We start from the raw sequence: 14,450 nt of genomic DNA on the forward strand, positions 1-14,450 counted from the left end.
GACTTCCAACCGGCGCGCTTTGCTCTTGCTCTACTGTGCGATCTTCACCATCTTGCGGTTGAGGAACTCGCCGATCCCCAGTTCGGCCAGCTCGCGGCCGAACCCGGAGTTCTTGACGCCCCCGAAGGGCAGGCTTGGCGAGTCGGCGAAGCAGGTATTGATGTACACCATGCCCGCTTCGATGCGGGCGGCCACCTGCTGGGCGTGGTCGACATCGGCGTCGAAGACGTAGCTGCCCAGCCCGAACCTGGTGGCGTTGGCCAGCCGGATCGCTTCGTCCTCACTGTCCACGACGTAGAAGGACAGCACAGGTCCGAAGGCTTCTTCGTGGTAGAGCGGGTTGTCCTCGGTGATGTCGGTGATAATCGTCGGTTCGAGGTAGAAGCCGGGGCGGTCGACGCGGTTGCCGCCGTGGACGATGCGTGCACCCGCGTCCTTGGCTTCCTGGATCTGCCGGAGCAGTCCTTCCAGGGCGCGTTCGCTCGACAGAGGGCCGACCTGGGTGTCCTCGTCCTTGGGGTCGCCCACCTTGATCTCGGCGAAGCGGTCCTCGAGCGCGGCCAGCATCTGCTCGCCTCGTTCCTTGCCAACCACGATCACACGCTTGATGTTGACGCAGCCCTGGCCCGAGTTGTATGTGCGGCCCATGACGACCTGCTCGACCGCGTGGTCCAGGGGCGCGCCTTCCAGGATCAGGGCCGGGTCGCTGCCGCCCAGTTCCAGGACAGCCTTCTTGAGGTTGCGGCCGGCGCGTTCGCCGACGGAGGTTCCGGCCCGCTCGCTACCGGTGAGGGTGACGCCGCGCACCCTGAAGTCGTCGACCAGCTTGGCGATCTGGTCGATACTGCAGAAGAGGTTTGTGTAGGCCCCTTCTGGCGCCCCCGCCTCCTCGAAGAGCCGGGCGAAGGCCAGGGCACACTGCGGGACGCTCTCGGCATGCTTCATCAGGACCACGTTGCCCGCGACCAGCTGGGACGCGGCGACGCGGGCCAGCTGGTAGTAGGGGAAGTTCCACGGCTCGATCGCCAGGATGACGCCGATGGGTTCGCTGATCAGCTTCGCGTCGGGCTCGCCGGGGAGTGACTGCTCGGCGAGGAACTTCTCTCCGTGCTCGGCGTAGTAGTCGAGGATGTCGGCGACGAGATCGACCTCGAAGTAGCCCAAGCGAGTGACCTTCCCCATTTCCAGGGTCAGGTACTCCACGTACTCGTCCCGCTTTTCTCGCAAGATCTCGGCGGCTCGGGCGACGATGCGGGCCCGCTCTGCGACCGGCCTGAATTTCCAGTCCTCGCGGTAGAGCCGGTCCGCGGTGTCCAGCCCCGCGAATACCTCATCATCCGACTGGAGCGGGAAGTCCTTCACGAGTTCGCCGGTGGCCGGGTTGATCGTCTGAAAGGTCATGGTGTGCTCACTCTCGCCGGTGTGGTGGTACGGGTGCGTTGAACGGACCGATGTCCTGGGTGCGCTGCTACTTCGCGTCGCCGTCGAACCGCGCCCGGTGCTTGGCCGGCTCGATCCAGTCCTGTGCGCGGCGCAGCCACACCTCGGCGGACGGTTCCAGGCCGTTGGGATCATCGAGGGTGCCTGCCTTGACGATGACGAGATCGGGCCGTTCGTGCAGGACGGTAAGAATCGGAGTGCCGCATTCCCCGCAGAAGAGCCGGTCGCGCAGATTGCCGTTCTCGGCGCCGGTGGTCTGGTACGACTTGGGCGTGCCCTGGATGTCCAGGGCGTCGCGCGCGACCAGGACATTCACCGAGAATGCGGAACCGGTGTGGCGCTGGCAGTGGCCGCAGTGGCACACGACCACGGCCTCGGGTTCCGCGTCGAACCGGTAGCTGACCGAGCCGCACAGGCAGTGTCCGGTACGCGTGCGGTGGCCGGGCGTCAGATCGGTGGTGATCATGCTTCGTGTCGCTTTCATTCGTATAACGGGATTTTTGACCCGTTAGTTGACCTTTGAGTACACCGCAGGTGCTGTGTATCGCGGCATCAGCTGTTTGTGGGAAAGGCGTGCTTCTTGCCGCTGATGACGGTGGCGGCCGCGGCGATGAGCAGGAACAGGGCGGCCCAGGTGATCGAAGCGGTGCCCAGTCCGGCGATCAGCAGACCGCCGAGGAGGCTGCCGGCGGCGATGGAGGCGGAGAAGACCGTGATGGTGATCGACTGGGCGACGTCGGCAGCCTCCTGGGTGGCGTTGATCGCCGCGCCCACGAACAGACTCGGGGAGCTGCCGAACGCGAAGCCCCACGCGGCGACTGCGACGTAGACCAGGATCGGTTCCCCCGACACCATGCCCAGGATGAGCACGCTGGCTCCGAACACCACGGTGCTGGCCACCACGAGCGTGCGCAGGTGACGGTCGATGTGTGCGCCGACGACGAGCACACTGAGTACAGACGTGACACCGAAGGTGAACAGCACCCAGCCCGTCTGGCCTGACATCCCCAGGTGGGAGAGCAGGTCGGTGATGTAGGTGTAGAGAAGGTTGTGCGCGATCATGTACGTGGCCAGTGCGAACAGGATGGGCCACAGCCCGGGGATGGCCAGAACCTGTGAAAGCCTGAACCGGGTCTCTGCCGGCTCTCCGGGCAGGTTCGGGACGGCCACCAGTACCCAGGCCATGGTGAGGGCTGTCACGGCGGCCGAGGCGTAGAAGGCAAGCTGCCAGCCGCCGAGGCTGCTCAGCAGCGTCCCCAACGGGATTCCGAGGGCCAGCCCGATCGGGGTGCCGGCCAGGGCGATGGCGATGGCGCGGCCCTGCCGTCCCTCCGGTGCGAGGCGGGCGGCGTAGCCGCCGAGCAGCGGCCAGATGAGTCCGGTCCCCAGACCCGCAACGAAGCGGAACACCATGGTCAGCGTGTAGTCACTGGACAACGCGGTGAGCGCGTTCGAGACGACGACGACGGCCAGGGCGAGCTGCAGGACGTGCTTGCGCCGCCAGGTGGCCGTCGCCCGAGCCAGCGGGATGGCACCCAGGGCGGTGGCGAGCGCGTACAGCGTGACGGTCTGGCCGGTCAGGGAGACGCTGGTGCCCAGAGTGTGGCTCATCTCCGCCAGCAGACCGGCCGGCAGGCATTCGGTGAGGATGCTGATGAACCCGGCTAGGAAGAGGCCAAGCAGGGCCTTTACCGGGAGGCGATTCTGCCGCGCGGTCGCCGGGATCGGTGCTGGGATTGTCGTGCCTGTGTCGATCATGGTGTTGTTCCAGGGGTGGTATAGGGAGCCCTTCCGGGCGCGGGGGTGCCTGACGAGGGGCGAAGCCAGCGATCAGGACGATTCGAGGGTCCATCGAGCGCGCGGGAGTAACCAGACACCCATTTCGTCCACGTCTCATGGAGCTATCACTGACAGGGACAGGCTGAGCTGCATAAACCGGGCGATACTCGAAACATGGCAACCCACCACGCCGCCCATACCGGGGCTTCGGGGGCTGCGAAGCCGGCCCCGAAACCCGGACCTCAGCAGCAGCCGCACGAGGACCTCGACCCACGCGCCGAACTGAGCGATTTTCTGCGAACCCGCCGTGATCGCCTCAAGCTGGCCGACGTCGGACTCACCGACTACAGCCGACGGCGCCGTGTCCCGGGCCTGCGACGCGAGGAACTGGCACAGCTCGCCGGAGTCTCCGCGGCGTACTACACGCGATTCGAACAAGGGAACGCCCGCAACGTCTCACGCGAGGTGGTGGACGCGATTTCCCGCGTCCTCAGACTGTCCGACGCCGAGCACGCCCACCTCCTGCGCCTGGCCCAGCCCAAACGACGCCCGGAGAAGCACCTGGTCCCCCCACGCCAGCAAGTCAGACCCGAAGTACGGGAACTCCTGACAGCCATGGAAGGAGTCCCGGCCTACGTGTGGGGCCGCCGATCCGATGTGCTGGCATGGAATCAGACCGCCTCCGCCGTCTTCGGGGACTGGACAGCCAGGGCCCCGCAGGACCGGAACTGGGCCAGGATTACTTTCTTCGACCCCGCATCCCGCAAGCTCTTCACCGATTGGGACACCAAGGCCCAGGACGTGGTGGGACAACTGCGACTGTGGGGGGGCCTGCACCCGGACGACACGCAGCTTGCGTCACTGATCGGCGAACTCTCCATGAAGAGCGAGGCTTTCCGCAAGCTGTGGGCCGCCCACGATGTCAAGAAGAAGACTCACGGCACCATCCGTCTGACGCACCCGCTCGTGGGTCACCTGACCCTGCGCTACGAAACCCTCGCCCTCCCTGGCGACCAGGACCAGTTTATGAGCACCTACCACGCCGAACCCGGATCGCCGTCTGAGGAGTCGTTGCGATTGCTGGCCAGTTGGGGAGCCGACGTAGTCCAGGACCGGTCCGCTGACACGTCACACTGAGCGTTCCGACGCCACCCGCGGATACCAAGCGGCCGGCGCCACGCCCAGCCGCTCCGCGACCGGGCCAAGGCCGCCGGCGGCGCCGAGGTCACATCGTCGGGCACGAACCCGAGCCACGGCAGCGTGCAGAGCGCAGTTGCTCCGGCTGCTCCTCGGAGAACATCTTCTCTGACAACGCACCACTCACCGTGCCGTACCGGACAAAACCGGAACGAACGTAGCGGCAGTGATCACCAGCTCGCCTCCGGAGTCAAACTCCTCCATTGCCGCAGTTCGCTACTTCGTTGAAAATTTCTTCATTGCTACTGGGGGTGCCAGTAAGAAACGTGCTATGAGCCCCAAACGGTGTTGATCTTGTCGTGACTGGCCTGGTCAATGCTGGGCGGTCATGAAACACCCCCCGATGCACATCGACGAGCTGGTCGAGCACTGGACGATCCTGGACGAAGAGCGCGATCTCATCGCCGGGAAACGGGACGCCACGCGACTCGGCTTCGTGATCTTGCTGAAGTTCTACACGCCGCACGATCGGTTCCCGCGCGGTCGCTCGGAGCTGCCGGATGACGTGGTCCAGCATGTGGCCAAGCAGGTGCAGGTGCCGGCCTCAGAGCTCGGCTTCTACGAGTGGTCCGGCTCCACGATCGAGTACCACCGCAGCCAGATCCGCACCGCACCTGGGCTTTCGCACCTGCACGACCGCGGACGCCACCAAGCTGGCTGGTTGGCTGGCCGAGAACATCGCGCACGCCGAGCGTCGGCCTGAGCGGGTGTGGGAGGAACTGCTCAAGCATCTGCATGAGGAGCGGATCGAGCCGCCGACGCCGGGGCGGATCTCCCGGATGGTGGCCTCGGCCCTGCACAACGGAGGTCACCTGGTCGGTGCGGATCTGCTCCCGGTTGAGTCCCGAGATCACGCAGCGCATCTGCGCACTGGTCGGCCTCGACGCTGACCCCCCCACGGTGGCCGAGATGGCCCCTGTCGGCCAGGGCCCCACGAGCGAGAGGGCTGCCGAGGACGACGACGAGGACTTCGACGTGCTGGCGTTCATCAAGTCCGCGCCGGGCAACGTGAGCCTGGAGTCGATGATGACTGAGATCCGCAAGCTGGCGGCGGTGCGCGCGATCGAGCTGCCGCCCGGCTTGTTCGCCGACGTGGCGCCCAAGGTGCTGGCCGCCTGGCGAGTTCGGGCGGCGGTGGAGGCGCCCTCGCACATGCGCACGCACCCGCGTGAGCTGACCGTCCTGCTGCTGGCGGCGCTGATGCAGGAGCGGGAGCGGGAGATCACCGACACACTGGCGGAATTGCTGATCGCTACGGTGCACCGGGATCAAGGCGCGAGCCGACAGCAAGATGACCAGGGAGCTGATCAACGCGTTCAAGCGGGTGACCGGCAAGGAGAACATCCTGTTCAAGGTCGCCGACGCCGCCCTCGGCCACCCCGACGAACCGGTCCGCCAGGTCATCTTCCCGGCCGTCACCGGCGGCGAGCAGACGCTCAAGGATCTGGTGCACGAGTTCAAGACCAAGGGCCCGGCCTGCCGCATCACGGTTCAGACCACGCTGCGCGCCTCCTACACCAACCACTACCGGCGCGGCCTGATCGCGCTGCTGGACACGCTGGAGTTCAAGAGCAACAACAATGCCTACCAGCCGGTGATCGAGGCGCTGGAGCTGATCCGCCGCTACGCCAAGGCGGGCAACACCACCTACTACCCGCGCGGCGAGGTGGTGCCCGAGCATCGCGGCACGGCCGGCGACTGGGCCGAACCACGGGGGTAACTCACGGCGCTGGATCATGACCGCGGTCGAGAACTCCCTGCGCCGCCTGCGGACCGACCACCTCGACCTCTACCAGATCCACCGCCCCGACCCGACGGTCGACGTGGAGGAGACGCTGTCCGCCCTGTCCGACCTGATCCACAGCGGCAAGGTACGCGCGATCGGGACGTCCACCTTCCCTGCCTCGGAGATCGTCGAGGCGCAGTGGGTCGCCGAGCGGCGCGGCCTCGATCGTTTCCATACCGAGCAGCCGCCGTACTCCATCGTCAACCGGAGCATCGAACGCGAGGTCCTGCCGATCGCTCAGCGCTACGGGATGGGCACCCTGGTCTGGAGCCCGCTCGGCCAGGGCCTGCTCACCGGCCGCCACCGTAAGGGCGCGCAGACCGACACCCACCGGTCCGGCTATACGCCGCAGTACTTCAGCGACGAGCGCAAGCTCGAAGCGGTCGAACAACTCATCCCGCTCGCCGAGAAGGCCGGACTGCCGATGACCCACCCGGGCGTCACCTCGGCGATCATCGGACCGCGCACGATGGAGCAGCTGGACGACCTGCTCGCCGGCGCGGACGTCACCCTGGACGACGAGATCCTCGACCGGATCGACGAGATCGCCCCGCCTGGCACCGACGCCGGCCCCAACCAGGCCGCCTACACCCCACCGGCCGTCTCGACCGTGAGCCTGCGTCGCCGGCCGGTCGCCGAGCGTTCCGCGGCCTGACGTGCGGGATCGGCCGACGGGTCGGCCGGCTGGGTATGGGCCATGACCAGCCCGCGATCACGCGGGCAAGACTCCACCGACGCCCGTACGACGAGCGCGCCGCTGCGTGAGCTGCGTCATAGAGCCAGAGGAGACCGACGTCTGGGTAGTTGGGCCGGGGTGAGCAGCGTGCGCTGCCTGTTTGAGCCGCGGTCCACTTCCCGCAGGTCTACCGGTCGGCCGTGGGGGCGCTGAGCATAGCTGATTCGATGATCGCGTGCAGTTCCTCGCGGCTCGAACCATCGCGAGCCTGAATCGCCAACCCGTGAAGCACCGTGGTGAACAGGGCCGCCAGGGCGTCGAGGTTCGCGGTGGCCGGCACGTCGCCCGCCGCCACGCCGCGGCTCAGCCGTTGCAGGAAGAGCTCGCGCACGGCCTGCCGGCGCTCGGTCACGAAGGCGCTGACCTCTTCGTTGCGCGCGCTGCCTGCCGCTGCCGCGAGGACGACCATGCATCCGGGCGGCTGATCCGGATCGGTGAACGTGACGATGTTGGCCCGCAACATCGCGCGGATGCCCTCATAGGCCGTCGGCGCCTCTTCCAGGGCACGCTGCGCCGGGGCGCCCACCGTCGACCCGTACAATTCGACCGCCTGCCGGAACAGGCCTTCCTTACTGCCGAAGCAGCTGTACAGGCTGGGTGAGGCGATGCCCATGGCGGCGGTGAGGCGAGTCATCGATGCGCCGTCATAGCCGTGCGTCCAGAACACTTCCATTGCCTTCCGGAGCGCGACGTCTCGGTCGAAGCCGCGCGGTCTGCCCCGGTGCCCCATAAGCCTCCCTCATTTTTGTGTCGATCGTAACACAAATATGTTGACGTGCCCTAATGTCGTGCGATATTTCTGTGTCAATCGACACAGAAATGGGGGATGGCATGAACGATCTAGCAGGCAAGGTGGCGCTCGTCACGGGCGGCAGCCGGGGCATCGGGGCAGAGATCACTCGGACGCTGGCCAGGAACGGGGCGGCGGTCGGCTTCACGTACCACAGCGCGGCAGACCAAGCACATGGTGTGGAGAAGGACATCCAGGCGCTCGGCGGACGAGCCTTCGCGATCCAGGCCGACAGTGCCGATCCCGAGGGCGTGCAGGGCGCGATCGAGGCGACCGCTGTCGAGTTCGGCCGATTCGACATCCTGGTCAACAACGCGGGTGTGTTCCCGTCCGGCCCCTTGGAGCAGGTGACGATGGAGGACGTCGACCGCACTCTGAACATCCACATCCGGGCCGTGTTCGCCGCCGCGCAGACAGCGGCTCGGCACATGACCGACGGAGGCCGGATCATCAACATCGGCAGCTGCTTGACCGAACGGCTGCCTGGACCGGGAATGACGCTGTACGCGATGAGCAAGTCGGCGCTGACAGGCCTCACCAAGGGACTGGCCCGCGATCTCGGGCCGCGTGGCATCACCGCGGTGATCGTGGATCCCGGCCCGACCGATACCGACATGAACCCGGCCAACGGACCCGCAGCTGACTTTCTCCGCGGCTTCATCGCCCTCGGCCACTACGGACAAGCGCAGGACATCGCCGGCATGGTGGCCTACCTTGCCGGCCCCGGCGGTCGCCATATCACCGGCAACTCCATCCTGGTGGACGGCGGATTCGCCGCCTGAGTCGGAGCACGTTGGGCCGTGGTGGCCTGCCGCCTGCGGGGCCCGCTTGACATCAGCTCAGGCGGACTGCAGGCGTCCGGCTGAGACAACCGCACCACTGGCAATTCAGAGCGGGGCGTGACCGGTTCTTGGATAACCTTCGTTATCTGGCAGACCGGGGACCAGCGCCGCGTACGAAGCGCCGGTGGCCATGGTCATGCCGACGATCACAGCGCCGACGCCGCCCACCACCAGCGCGGCGACCAGCACCGCCGGATCCCGTACCGGGTGGCCCGCCTGCCTGCGGCCTGCGAGCCGACTGCGATGGCCGCCATCGGCACCAGGAACGCCAGCCCTGTGGCCAGCGCGTCGTAGCTGTGCACACCTTGGAAGTACACGGCCAAGAAGTACAGCAGGGTGCCGAAGGTGCCACGGGTGATGTGTCATAGGTGACCGCTCATGAAACGCCATCGGCAGGCGGGCGCGCCCTGGGGTACGACGTGGATCGCATTTTAGGATCGTTATCGTGGATATGGTCGGCGTTGAGGGTGCTCGCCAGTGCGATAGGTCGAGCTGCCGCCGTGGCGTGCCGAAGACGGACCTGTCATCGGAGTCCTCCTGGAAGGGCGACCCGCAACGATGTCACCCAGCCGGTGCCGCTGTCGAAGGTGTTTCACGCGTCGCGGCTGCCAGGGAGGCGGGCAGGTCACCACCAGCGGTCATGTGCTCGATCAGTTCGAGGACGGCTTTGGAACCACCGTTCGCCTGGAGCCACTGGCTCGCCCGGCAGGCGGCCTTGGCATAGGTGTCCTGGTCGGCTTTCGCGGTGCGCAGCCAGTCGTCAAGCGTCTGGGGCAGGGCTCCCTGCGCGGCCACCCGGCACCGGTCACCGATTCCCTCGGGCTTCAGGTAGCGCGGGTCATCGGAGACCACGACGGCCAATCCTTCGTCGAACCATTGCGGGATGAGTCCGGCATCGGATCCTAGGCGGGCGTGCAGCTCGACGTGTGCCATCTCGTGTGAGGCGATCACCCGATCGATGCCGTTCGGTGACAGCATGACCGCGCGGTTCAGCACGGCGATCCCACGCTCCCCGCCACCGCCGATCTTCCGGTAGCACGTGGCGGTCACGCAGGTCAGGATGTCGGGAGAGCTCCGGCGTCCGCCATAGAAATCCGCCACCCGGCGGTTGGCCGCATCGATCACCTCGGCCACCTGCCGCTCCCGTGTCGGCGGCAGCCCGGGCTCCAGATACAGGCCGGGCCTGACCTGTTTCAGGCCGTAACAGCCGGGACAGATCGTGGCGGCGACCGACGGAAAGGCCACCGCGACACCGGCGACCACGACCACGACCAACCCTGCGGCTATGGCCGGCAACCATCGCCACGTTCTGCGCCTTCGACTCATCACACCACTCCATATGCTGACGTTCCGTATCGTTCAGCCTCGCTGAACGGATCTCTGGGTGCTGCGGGCCGTGGGTTCCTGGTGGGGCGGCAGCACGGGCCCGGCGGCGGTCGAAGGTCCAGAGCTGCGCCTCCCACTGATGCTCTTCGCCGTCGCAGGGATCTGATCTGCTCCTTGAAGACCTTGTGGCACTCCGCCCGGTGGAGGGCTCCGAGCTGGCTCGCCAGCTCCTGCCGGGCGGTCGACGTCCTGGTGTACCCGATGCGGACCGGCCGCTCGGTGAGGGGCGCGGGGACGACGGCGAGCGCCGGGCCCTGTTTCCACGCGAGGCCCGGGTGCTGGCGGGGACGGGGATCTCCAGTTCCTCACGGAGCGCGGGAACGAGGACGAAGCGGGGGGTGTGGTACTTCGCGGCGGTCTTCCCGCTCCGGGTGCGGCAGGCGCTGCCGGCGGGGGCGCCACAGTTCGGGCAGTCGTGACGTTCTACCGTGAATGCGGCCTGATCGGGCGTGAGATCCATGGCGGCAGCCTCTCAGAAGTGCCTCGCACAACATGCGGGTTTCGAGAGGGCTTTTGCGCACGGCGACCTGCGGAAACGGGATCTCCGCCGGAGCTCTCGCAGAACTCATCACAGATGAGCATTTATGAGAATGACCGTGCGTGACTCGGGTTTGGAGCGATGCGGCAGGTCAAGCACACACCGCCTGTTTGTCGCGCTATACGGGCTGGGCCGTGGGCAGGATGGTCAGCTCGCTTATGTTGACATGTCGGGGCAGGGAAGGGATGAAGGCAACGGTCTCTGCGATGTCGGTGCTGCGCAGGCACTCGATGTCGTGGAGCAGGCCGGCCATCAGGGCGCTGGCGTCGGGGTCGGTGACGTGGTCGGGCAGTTCGGTGTCGACCATGCCGGGCTCGATGACGCTCACTCTCACGTTCTTCCGGCCCAGTTCGACACGTGAGACGGGTGAGGTGGCTGATGTGCGCCTTGGTCCCTGAGTAGATCGAGAACTGCTCCAGGATGCGCGTCGCCGCGATGGAGGAGGCATTAAACCAGGTCGGCGGCATCCCCTCTCTCGGCGGCGGCAGTCAGGTGCGGGAGAAAAGCGGCGATCACGTTTATCACGCCCGTGACGTTGAGATCGATCTGCCGCTGCGAGTCGTCGACCTTGAGTTCGTCGATGGCGGAGATCAGCTGGACGCCCGCGTTGTTGAACACCAGGTCCGCTGGTGCCAGCGTGTCCGCCACCTGGTCGGCGGCCCTGAGGACGGCTGCCCTGTCGGTGACGTCGACGGACAGGGGTATGGCCTTTCCGCCGGCTGCGGTGATGTCTGCGGCGAGGGCGGCGAGCTTTCCCTGGCGGCGTGCGATGACGGCGACTGAGGCTCCGAGTTCAGCGAGCCGGCGTGCGGTGGCCTCGCCCATGCCGCTGGAGGCGCCGGTGACCACGGCCACGCGGCCGTCCAGCGGCAGGCCGATCAGCAGGTTCGTCATCAGAGATCCTTCCTGTTTCCAGGGATCGGTCGGGGTGGTCAGGCGGCGTCGTCGCAGGCCGTGGCGGCGGACTTGTCCTGCCAGGCCGCGAGGTCGTCCTGAATGCTGCGGATCTTGACCAGCTGGCGTTCGATCGCGTCGCGCCCCAGTGCCAGGTGCCCAGGCAGCCTGTCCTGGCCGGTCACCTCGTAGATCAGAGCGGCGCCCTTGACGGGGTCGCCGAGTTGGGTGTGGTTGGCGGTGTCGATCCAGTCCAGGGTGGTGTGGGCCGGCGTGCCGTCGTAGGCGGGGATGCGCTCGACCGCGGTCGACAGGGAGCTGGCGTCGAGGAAGTCGGTGCGGAAGACCCCGGGCTCCACGACCATGCTCTGGATTCCGAACGGCTCCAGCTCCACCGCGAGCGCCTCGCTGATACCGGCCACCGCGAACTTCGACGCGCTGTACATGCTCACCCCGGGCTCGCCCTCGAAGCCGGAACGGGAACCGATGTTCACGATCTTTCCGGCTCCGGCCGCCCTCATAGCGGGCAGGACCGCGCGGGTGACGTTGATCAGCCCGAAGACGTTGAGATCGAACAGGGACCGCGCCTCGGCGTCCGTGATCTCCTCCAGCGCGCCGAGCAGGCCACGACCGGCATTGTTGACGAGGACGTCAATCATGCCGAAGCGCTCCAAGGCCGTCTCGACGGCGGCGGTGATGTCCTCGCTGCGGGTGACGTCGAGGGCGACACCGAGGACGCGGTCGTGCCGGCGCAGCTCGTCCGGCAGCTTGCGCGGGTCACGGGCAGCGACCACGACGTTGTCGCCGCCGTTCAGCACCGCCCGCGTGATCTCCAGTCCCAGCCCGCGCGATCCGCCGGTGATGAACCACGTTGCCATGAGATGTCTCCATACCGTTTACTTTGCCCGGCCACCCCTTGTGGTGGCGGGCTCTGACATCCACTGAACCAGCTCTGAGCAGGCAAAAGAGGCCGCAAAGGGGCCCGCCTGATCGGGGGACAAACTGGGCACCCCTCGCGGCGCGCCGCCCTGTGGAATGGCGTGATACTGGGTGGTATGGACCGTGACAACACCAGCAGCCCGCTGGCGGAGTTCCTACGCTCGGCCCGCGCCCGGCTCAGCCCGCGGCAGGCCGGATTGGACGAGCCGCTTCTGGGCCAGCGTCGGGTGTCCGGGCTGCGGCGCGAAGAACTGGCCCGCCTGGCCGGGGTGAGCGTGGACTACTACACCCGCCTCGAACAGGGCCGCAGCCGCAGCGCCTCCACCGAGGTCCTCGACGCGCTCGCCACCGCCCTCCGGCTGGACGACGCAGAGCGCAGCCATCTGCACACCCTCGCCCGGCCACGGCCCCGGCCCGCCCGCCGACGCCCCCGCCCCCAGCGCGTCCACCCCGCCACCTGGGACCTGCTGGACACCCTCCAGCAGACTGGCCACCCCGGCTTCGTCCTCGGACTGCGCCTCGACGTGCTGGCCCACAACCCACTCGCCGGACGGCTGATCACCGACTTCCGCGCGCTCCCCGCGGCCGAGCGGAACCAGGCCCGCTTCGTCTTCCTCGACCCCCACGCGCGCGAGCTGTACCGGGACTGGCCCCGCGTCGCCGCCGACACCGCCGCCATGCTCCGCCTCGACGCGGGCCGGCACCCCGACGACCCGGCCCTGAGCGCCCTCGTCGGTGACCTGTCCATACGCAGCGAGGAATTCCGCCGCTTCTGGTCGGACAACAAGGTCCACCGGCGCACAACCGGCACCAAGGACTACCACCACCCGCTCGTCGGCGACCTCACCGTCACCTACCAGGCCCTCACCCCCGCAGACGACCCCGACCAGATCCTCTTCATCTACAACACCGAGCCCGGCAGCCCGTCCGAGACGGCCATGCGCCTACTGGCCCGGTGGAACGCCCCCACAGCCGGCACCACCAGCGCCGCGGCCCAGGAGGCCAGACAAGCCCAGCGAGTAAGCCACGACCTTTGAAGCGACTCACCTGTTCGCGCGGGAGCTCAGGCGCGTCCGGGTTGCGCAGCGGGCGCAGCGCGCCAGCGGCCGGGGTCGAGGCGGTGAAGCTGTAGCGGCCGAGCAGGTTCAGGTTCTTGTGCTTGAGCGGGGAGAGCCGGGCGATGTCCTCCTCGCGGATGTCGTGGCCCTCGGCCTGGAGCTGGGCGACGGCGGCGTCGATGTACCGCGTGGTCCAGAGCACGACGGCGTTGAGGACCAGGCCGAGCGCGCCGAGTTGGTCCTCCATGCCGTCGCGGCGTGCCGTGCTTTCCGTGGCACACGTCCCGGGCGAGCTTGTGGCGGGACTCCTGCACGGTGAGCTACCGGTTCATCTGCCGCCGGTAGGTGTCGTCGACCGGGGGGTCGACCACGCGCAGCAGGTGCTCGGTCTTGGCGATCCGCCCGTACTCGGCGAACGCCTGCCCCAGCGGGATCGGCCGGCTCTCCCGGCCGAGCATCCGCAGCAGGTCGTAGGCCCAAACCTGGTTGGTGACCAGGGATCCGGCGACCTTCAGCATGTCCGGCCAGTGCGTGATCACCTTGTTCAGGTTCACGCGGTTGCGGGCCAACTCCTCCACCGCGCCGTACGTGCCCGTCTCGATCTCGGGCAGCGTGGCCCGCCAGAACCGCTGGTCGTCGGCAGCCGGGCTGCCGGTCGTCCGCAAGCGCCGGGCTGTCGGGCTGCGGCGCGAGGAGCCGGCCGACCTGGCCGGAGTGTCGGTCGACTACGTCGTGCGCCTGGAACAGGGGCGGGCCACGACACCCTCGGCGTCGGTGCTGGTGTCCCTGGCGCGCGCCCTTCAGCTGTCCACCGCCGAGCGGGACCACCTCTACCGGCCGGCCGGGATCGTGCCGCCGGCGGACGGCACGATCTGCGACCATCTCCCGCCCGGCATGCAACGCATGCTCGTCCGCCTCGGAGACGTACCTGTTGCCGTGTTCGCGGCGGACTGGGAACTGGTGTGGCGGAACCACGGGTGGGCCGCCCTGCTGGGCGACCCCTTGGCCGCGCCGCCGCGGATGCGCAACTTCGCCCGCGACAGGTTCCCGGTGGGCGCCGATCAC

16 protein-coding genes and 2 pseudogenes are annotated in these 14,450 nt (G+C 67.7%); 7 read left to right on the plus strand and 11 right to left on the minus strand.

What is annotated here, in order from left to right; all coding sequences use genetic code 11:
• Nucleotides 1–30 precede the first annotated feature (30 nt).
• The 3 genes from BLR04_RS36905 to BLR04_RS36915 form a co-directional block, all read right to left on the minus strand.
• Nucleotides 31–1,575, minus strand: coding sequence for an NAD-dependent succinate-semialdehyde dehydrogenase (locus BLR04_RS36905; protein ID WP_342672330.1), 1,545 nt, complete (start codon nucleotides 1,573–1,575; stop codon nucleotides 31–33).
• Nucleotides 1,469–1,906: a GFA family protein gene (locus BLR04_RS36910; RefSeq protein WP_176903482.1), complete on the minus strand. Its 438-nt coding sequence runs from the start codon at nucleotides 1,904–1,906 to the stop codon at nucleotides 1,469–1,471. Before BLR04_RS36910 ends, BLR04_RS36905 begins: the two co-directional genes overlap by 107 nt.
• An 86-nt stretch (nucleotides 1,907–1,992) precedes the next feature.
• On the minus strand, nucleotides 1,993–3,198 hold the full coding sequence (locus BLR04_RS36915; RefSeq protein WP_090773825.1) for an MFS transporter: 1,206 nt from the start codon (nucleotides 3,196–3,198) through the stop codon (nucleotides 1,993–1,995).
• Between the two features lie 195 nt (nucleotides 3,199–3,393).
• On the opposite strand from BLR04_RS36915, the gene BLR04_RS36920 reads away from it, so the two are divergent.
• The 4 genes from BLR04_RS36920 to BLR04_RS36945 all read left to right on the plus strand — a co-directional run bounded on the left by BLR04_RS36920 (nucleotide 3,394) and on the right by BLR04_RS36945 (nucleotide 6,857).
• Complete coding sequence (locus BLR04_RS36920) at nucleotides 3,394–4,356, plus strand: helix-turn-helix transcriptional regulator (protein ID WP_090773826.1); 963 nt, start codon at nucleotides 3,394–3,396, stop codon at nucleotides 4,354–4,356.
• Nucleotides 4,357–4,759: 403 nt separating this feature from the next.
• Nucleotides 4,760–5,119 (plus strand): DUF4158 domain-containing protein, encoded by a 360-nt coding sequence (locus tag BLR04_RS42140; protein ID WP_245740960.1) that lies wholly within the window; start codon nucleotides 4,760–4,762, stop codon nucleotides 5,117–5,119.
• Between the two features lie 588 nt (nucleotides 5,120–5,707).
• Nucleotides 5,708–6,136, plus strand: a complete 429-nt coding sequence (locus BLR04_RS40175) for a hypothetical protein (RefSeq protein WP_143022379.1) — start codon at nucleotides 5,708–5,710, stop codon at nucleotides 6,134–6,136.
• Nucleotides 6,137–6,152: 16 nt separating this feature from the next.
• On the plus strand, nucleotides 6,153–6,857 hold the full coding sequence (locus BLR04_RS36945) for an aldo/keto reductase (RefSeq protein ID WP_090773829.1): 705 nt from the start codon (nucleotides 6,153–6,155) through the stop codon (nucleotides 6,855–6,857).
• A gap of 208 nt (nucleotides 6,858–7,065) precedes the next feature.
• Here the strand turns inward: BLR04_RS36945 and BLR04_RS36950 are convergent, their stop codons facing one another.
• Nucleotides 7,066–7,611 carry a TetR/AcrR family transcriptional regulator gene (locus tag BLR04_RS36950; protein WP_245740961.1) on the minus strand — a complete coding sequence of 182 codons (546 nt, stop codon included), beginning with the start codon at nucleotides 7,609–7,611 and terminating at the stop codon, nucleotides 7,066–7,068.
• A gap of 158 nt (nucleotides 7,612–7,769) precedes the next feature.
• Between BLR04_RS36950 and BLR04_RS36955 the strand changes: the two genes are divergently transcribed.
• Nucleotides 7,770–8,510 (plus strand): SDR family NAD(P)-dependent oxidoreductase, encoded by a 741-nt coding sequence (locus BLR04_RS36955; RefSeq protein WP_090773831.1) that lies wholly within the window; start codon nucleotides 7,770–7,772, stop codon nucleotides 8,508–8,510.
• Between the two features lie 206 nt (nucleotides 8,511–8,716).
• Here the strand turns inward: BLR04_RS36955 and BLR04_RS41520 are convergent, their stop codons facing one another.
• The 6 genes and pseudogenes from BLR04_RS41520 to BLR04_RS36980 form a co-directional block, all read right to left on the minus strand.
• On the minus strand, nucleotides 8,717–8,887 hold the full coding sequence (locus BLR04_RS41520) for a hypothetical protein (RefSeq protein WP_218129311.1): 171 nt from the start codon (nucleotides 8,885–8,887) through the stop codon (nucleotides 8,717–8,719).
• A gap of 244 nt (nucleotides 8,888–9,131) precedes the next feature.
• Nucleotides 9,132–9,839: a hypothetical protein gene (locus tag BLR04_RS36965; RefSeq protein WP_143022380.1), complete on the minus strand. Its 708-nt coding sequence runs from the start codon at nucleotides 9,837–9,839 to the stop codon at nucleotides 9,132–9,134.
• Nucleotides 9,840–10,311: 472 nt separating this feature from the next.
• Nucleotides 10,312–10,416: pseudogene (locus tag BLR04_RS42930) on the minus strand (zinc finger domain-containing protein); the annotation flags it as partial.
• A 196-nt stretch (nucleotides 10,417–10,612) separates the two neighbouring features.
• Nucleotides 10,613–10,822, minus strand: coding sequence for a Rossmann-fold NAD(P)-binding domain-containing protein (locus BLR04_RS42145; RefSeq protein ID WP_245740962.1), 210 nt, complete (start codon nucleotides 10,820–10,822; stop codon nucleotides 10,613–10,615).
• Nucleotides 10,823–10,941: 119 nt separating this feature from the next.
• A complete protein-coding gene (locus tag BLR04_RS42150; protein WP_245740963.1) occupies nucleotides 10,942–11,388 on the minus strand; it encodes an SDR family oxidoreductase in 447 nt (148 codons plus the stop codon).
• Nucleotides 11,389–11,426: 38 nt separating this feature from the next.
• A complete protein-coding gene (locus BLR04_RS36980) occupies nucleotides 11,427–12,266 on the minus strand; it encodes an SDR family oxidoreductase (RefSeq protein ID WP_090773833.1) in 840 nt (279 codons plus the stop codon).
• 177 nt (nucleotides 12,267–12,443) lie between these two features.
• Between BLR04_RS36980 and BLR04_RS36985 the strand changes: the two genes are divergently transcribed.
• On the plus strand, nucleotides 12,444–13,364 hold the full coding sequence (locus BLR04_RS36985; RefSeq protein WP_090773834.1) for a helix-turn-helix transcriptional regulator: 921 nt from the start codon (nucleotides 12,444–12,446) through the stop codon (nucleotides 13,362–13,364).
• 16 nt (nucleotides 13,365–13,380) lie between these two features.
• Here BLR04_RS36985 and BLR04_RS42155 read toward each other — a convergent pair.
• Nucleotides 13,381–14,020, minus strand: a pseudogene (locus BLR04_RS42155) (Tn3 family transposase); the annotation flags it as partial.
• Here BLR04_RS42155 and BLR04_RS36995 point away from each other — a divergent pair.
• A partial coding sequence (locus tag BLR04_RS36995) for a helix-turn-helix domain-containing protein (protein ID WP_425413472.1) occupies nucleotides 13,902–14,450 on the plus strand: 549 nt, incomplete at its 3' end. The pseudogene BLR04_RS42155 and the gene BLR04_RS36995 overlap by 119 nt on opposite strands.

This window comes from Nonomuraea maritima (genome assembly GCF_900100395.1).
GTDB classification, from domain to species: domain Bacteria; phylum Actinomycetota; class Actinomycetes; order Streptosporangiales; family Streptosporangiaceae; genus Nonomuraea; species Nonomuraea maritima.

Excerpts from the sequence above, each read along its gene's own strand:
- BLR04_RS36905 (WP_342672330.1), bottom strand. The coding sequence starts at position 1,575 with ATGATCCCAACGGCCTGGAACCGTCCGCCGAGGTGTGGCTGCGCCGCG.
- BLR04_RS36910 (WP_176903482.1), bottom strand. The coding sequence starts at position 1,906 with ATGATCACCACCGATCTGACGCCCGGCCACCGCACGCGTACCGGACAC.
- BLR04_RS36915 (WP_090773825.1), bottom strand. The coding sequence starts at position 3,198 with ATGATCGACACAGGCACGACAATCCCAGCACCGATCCCGGCGACCGCG.
- BLR04_RS36920 (WP_090773826.1), top strand. The coding sequence starts at position 3,394 with ATGGCAACCCACCACGCCGCCCATACCGGGGCTTCGGGGGCTGCGAAG.
- BLR04_RS42140 (WP_245740960.1), top strand. The coding sequence starts at position 4,760 with ATGCACATCGACGAGCTGGTCGAGCACTGGACGATCCTGGACGAAGAG.
- BLR04_RS40175 (WP_143022379.1), top strand. The coding sequence starts at position 5,708 with ATGACCAGGGAGCTGATCAACGCGTTCAAGCGGGTGACCGGCAAGGAG.
- BLR04_RS36945 (WP_090773829.1), top strand. The coding sequence starts at position 6,153 with ATGACCGCGGTCGAGAACTCCCTGCGCCGCCTGCGGACCGACCACCTC.
- BLR04_RS36950 (WP_245740961.1), bottom strand. The coding sequence starts at position 7,611 with ATGGAAGTGTTCTGGACGCACGGCTATGACGGCGCATCGATGACTCGC.
- BLR04_RS36955 (WP_090773831.1), top strand. The coding sequence starts at position 7,770 with ATGAACGATCTAGCAGGCAAGGTGGCGCTCGTCACGGGCGGCAGCCGG.
- BLR04_RS42150 (WP_245740963.1), bottom strand. The coding sequence starts at position 11,388 with ATGACGAACCTGCTGATCGGCCTGCCGCTGGACGGCCGCGTGGCCGTG.
- BLR04_RS36980 (WP_090773833.1), bottom strand. The coding sequence starts at position 12,266 with ATGGCAACGTGGTTCATCACCGGCGGATCGCGCGGGCTGGGACTGGAG.
- BLR04_RS36985 (WP_090773834.1), top strand. The coding sequence starts at position 12,444 with ATGGACCGTGACAACACCAGCAGCCCGCTGGCGGAGTTCCTACGCTCG.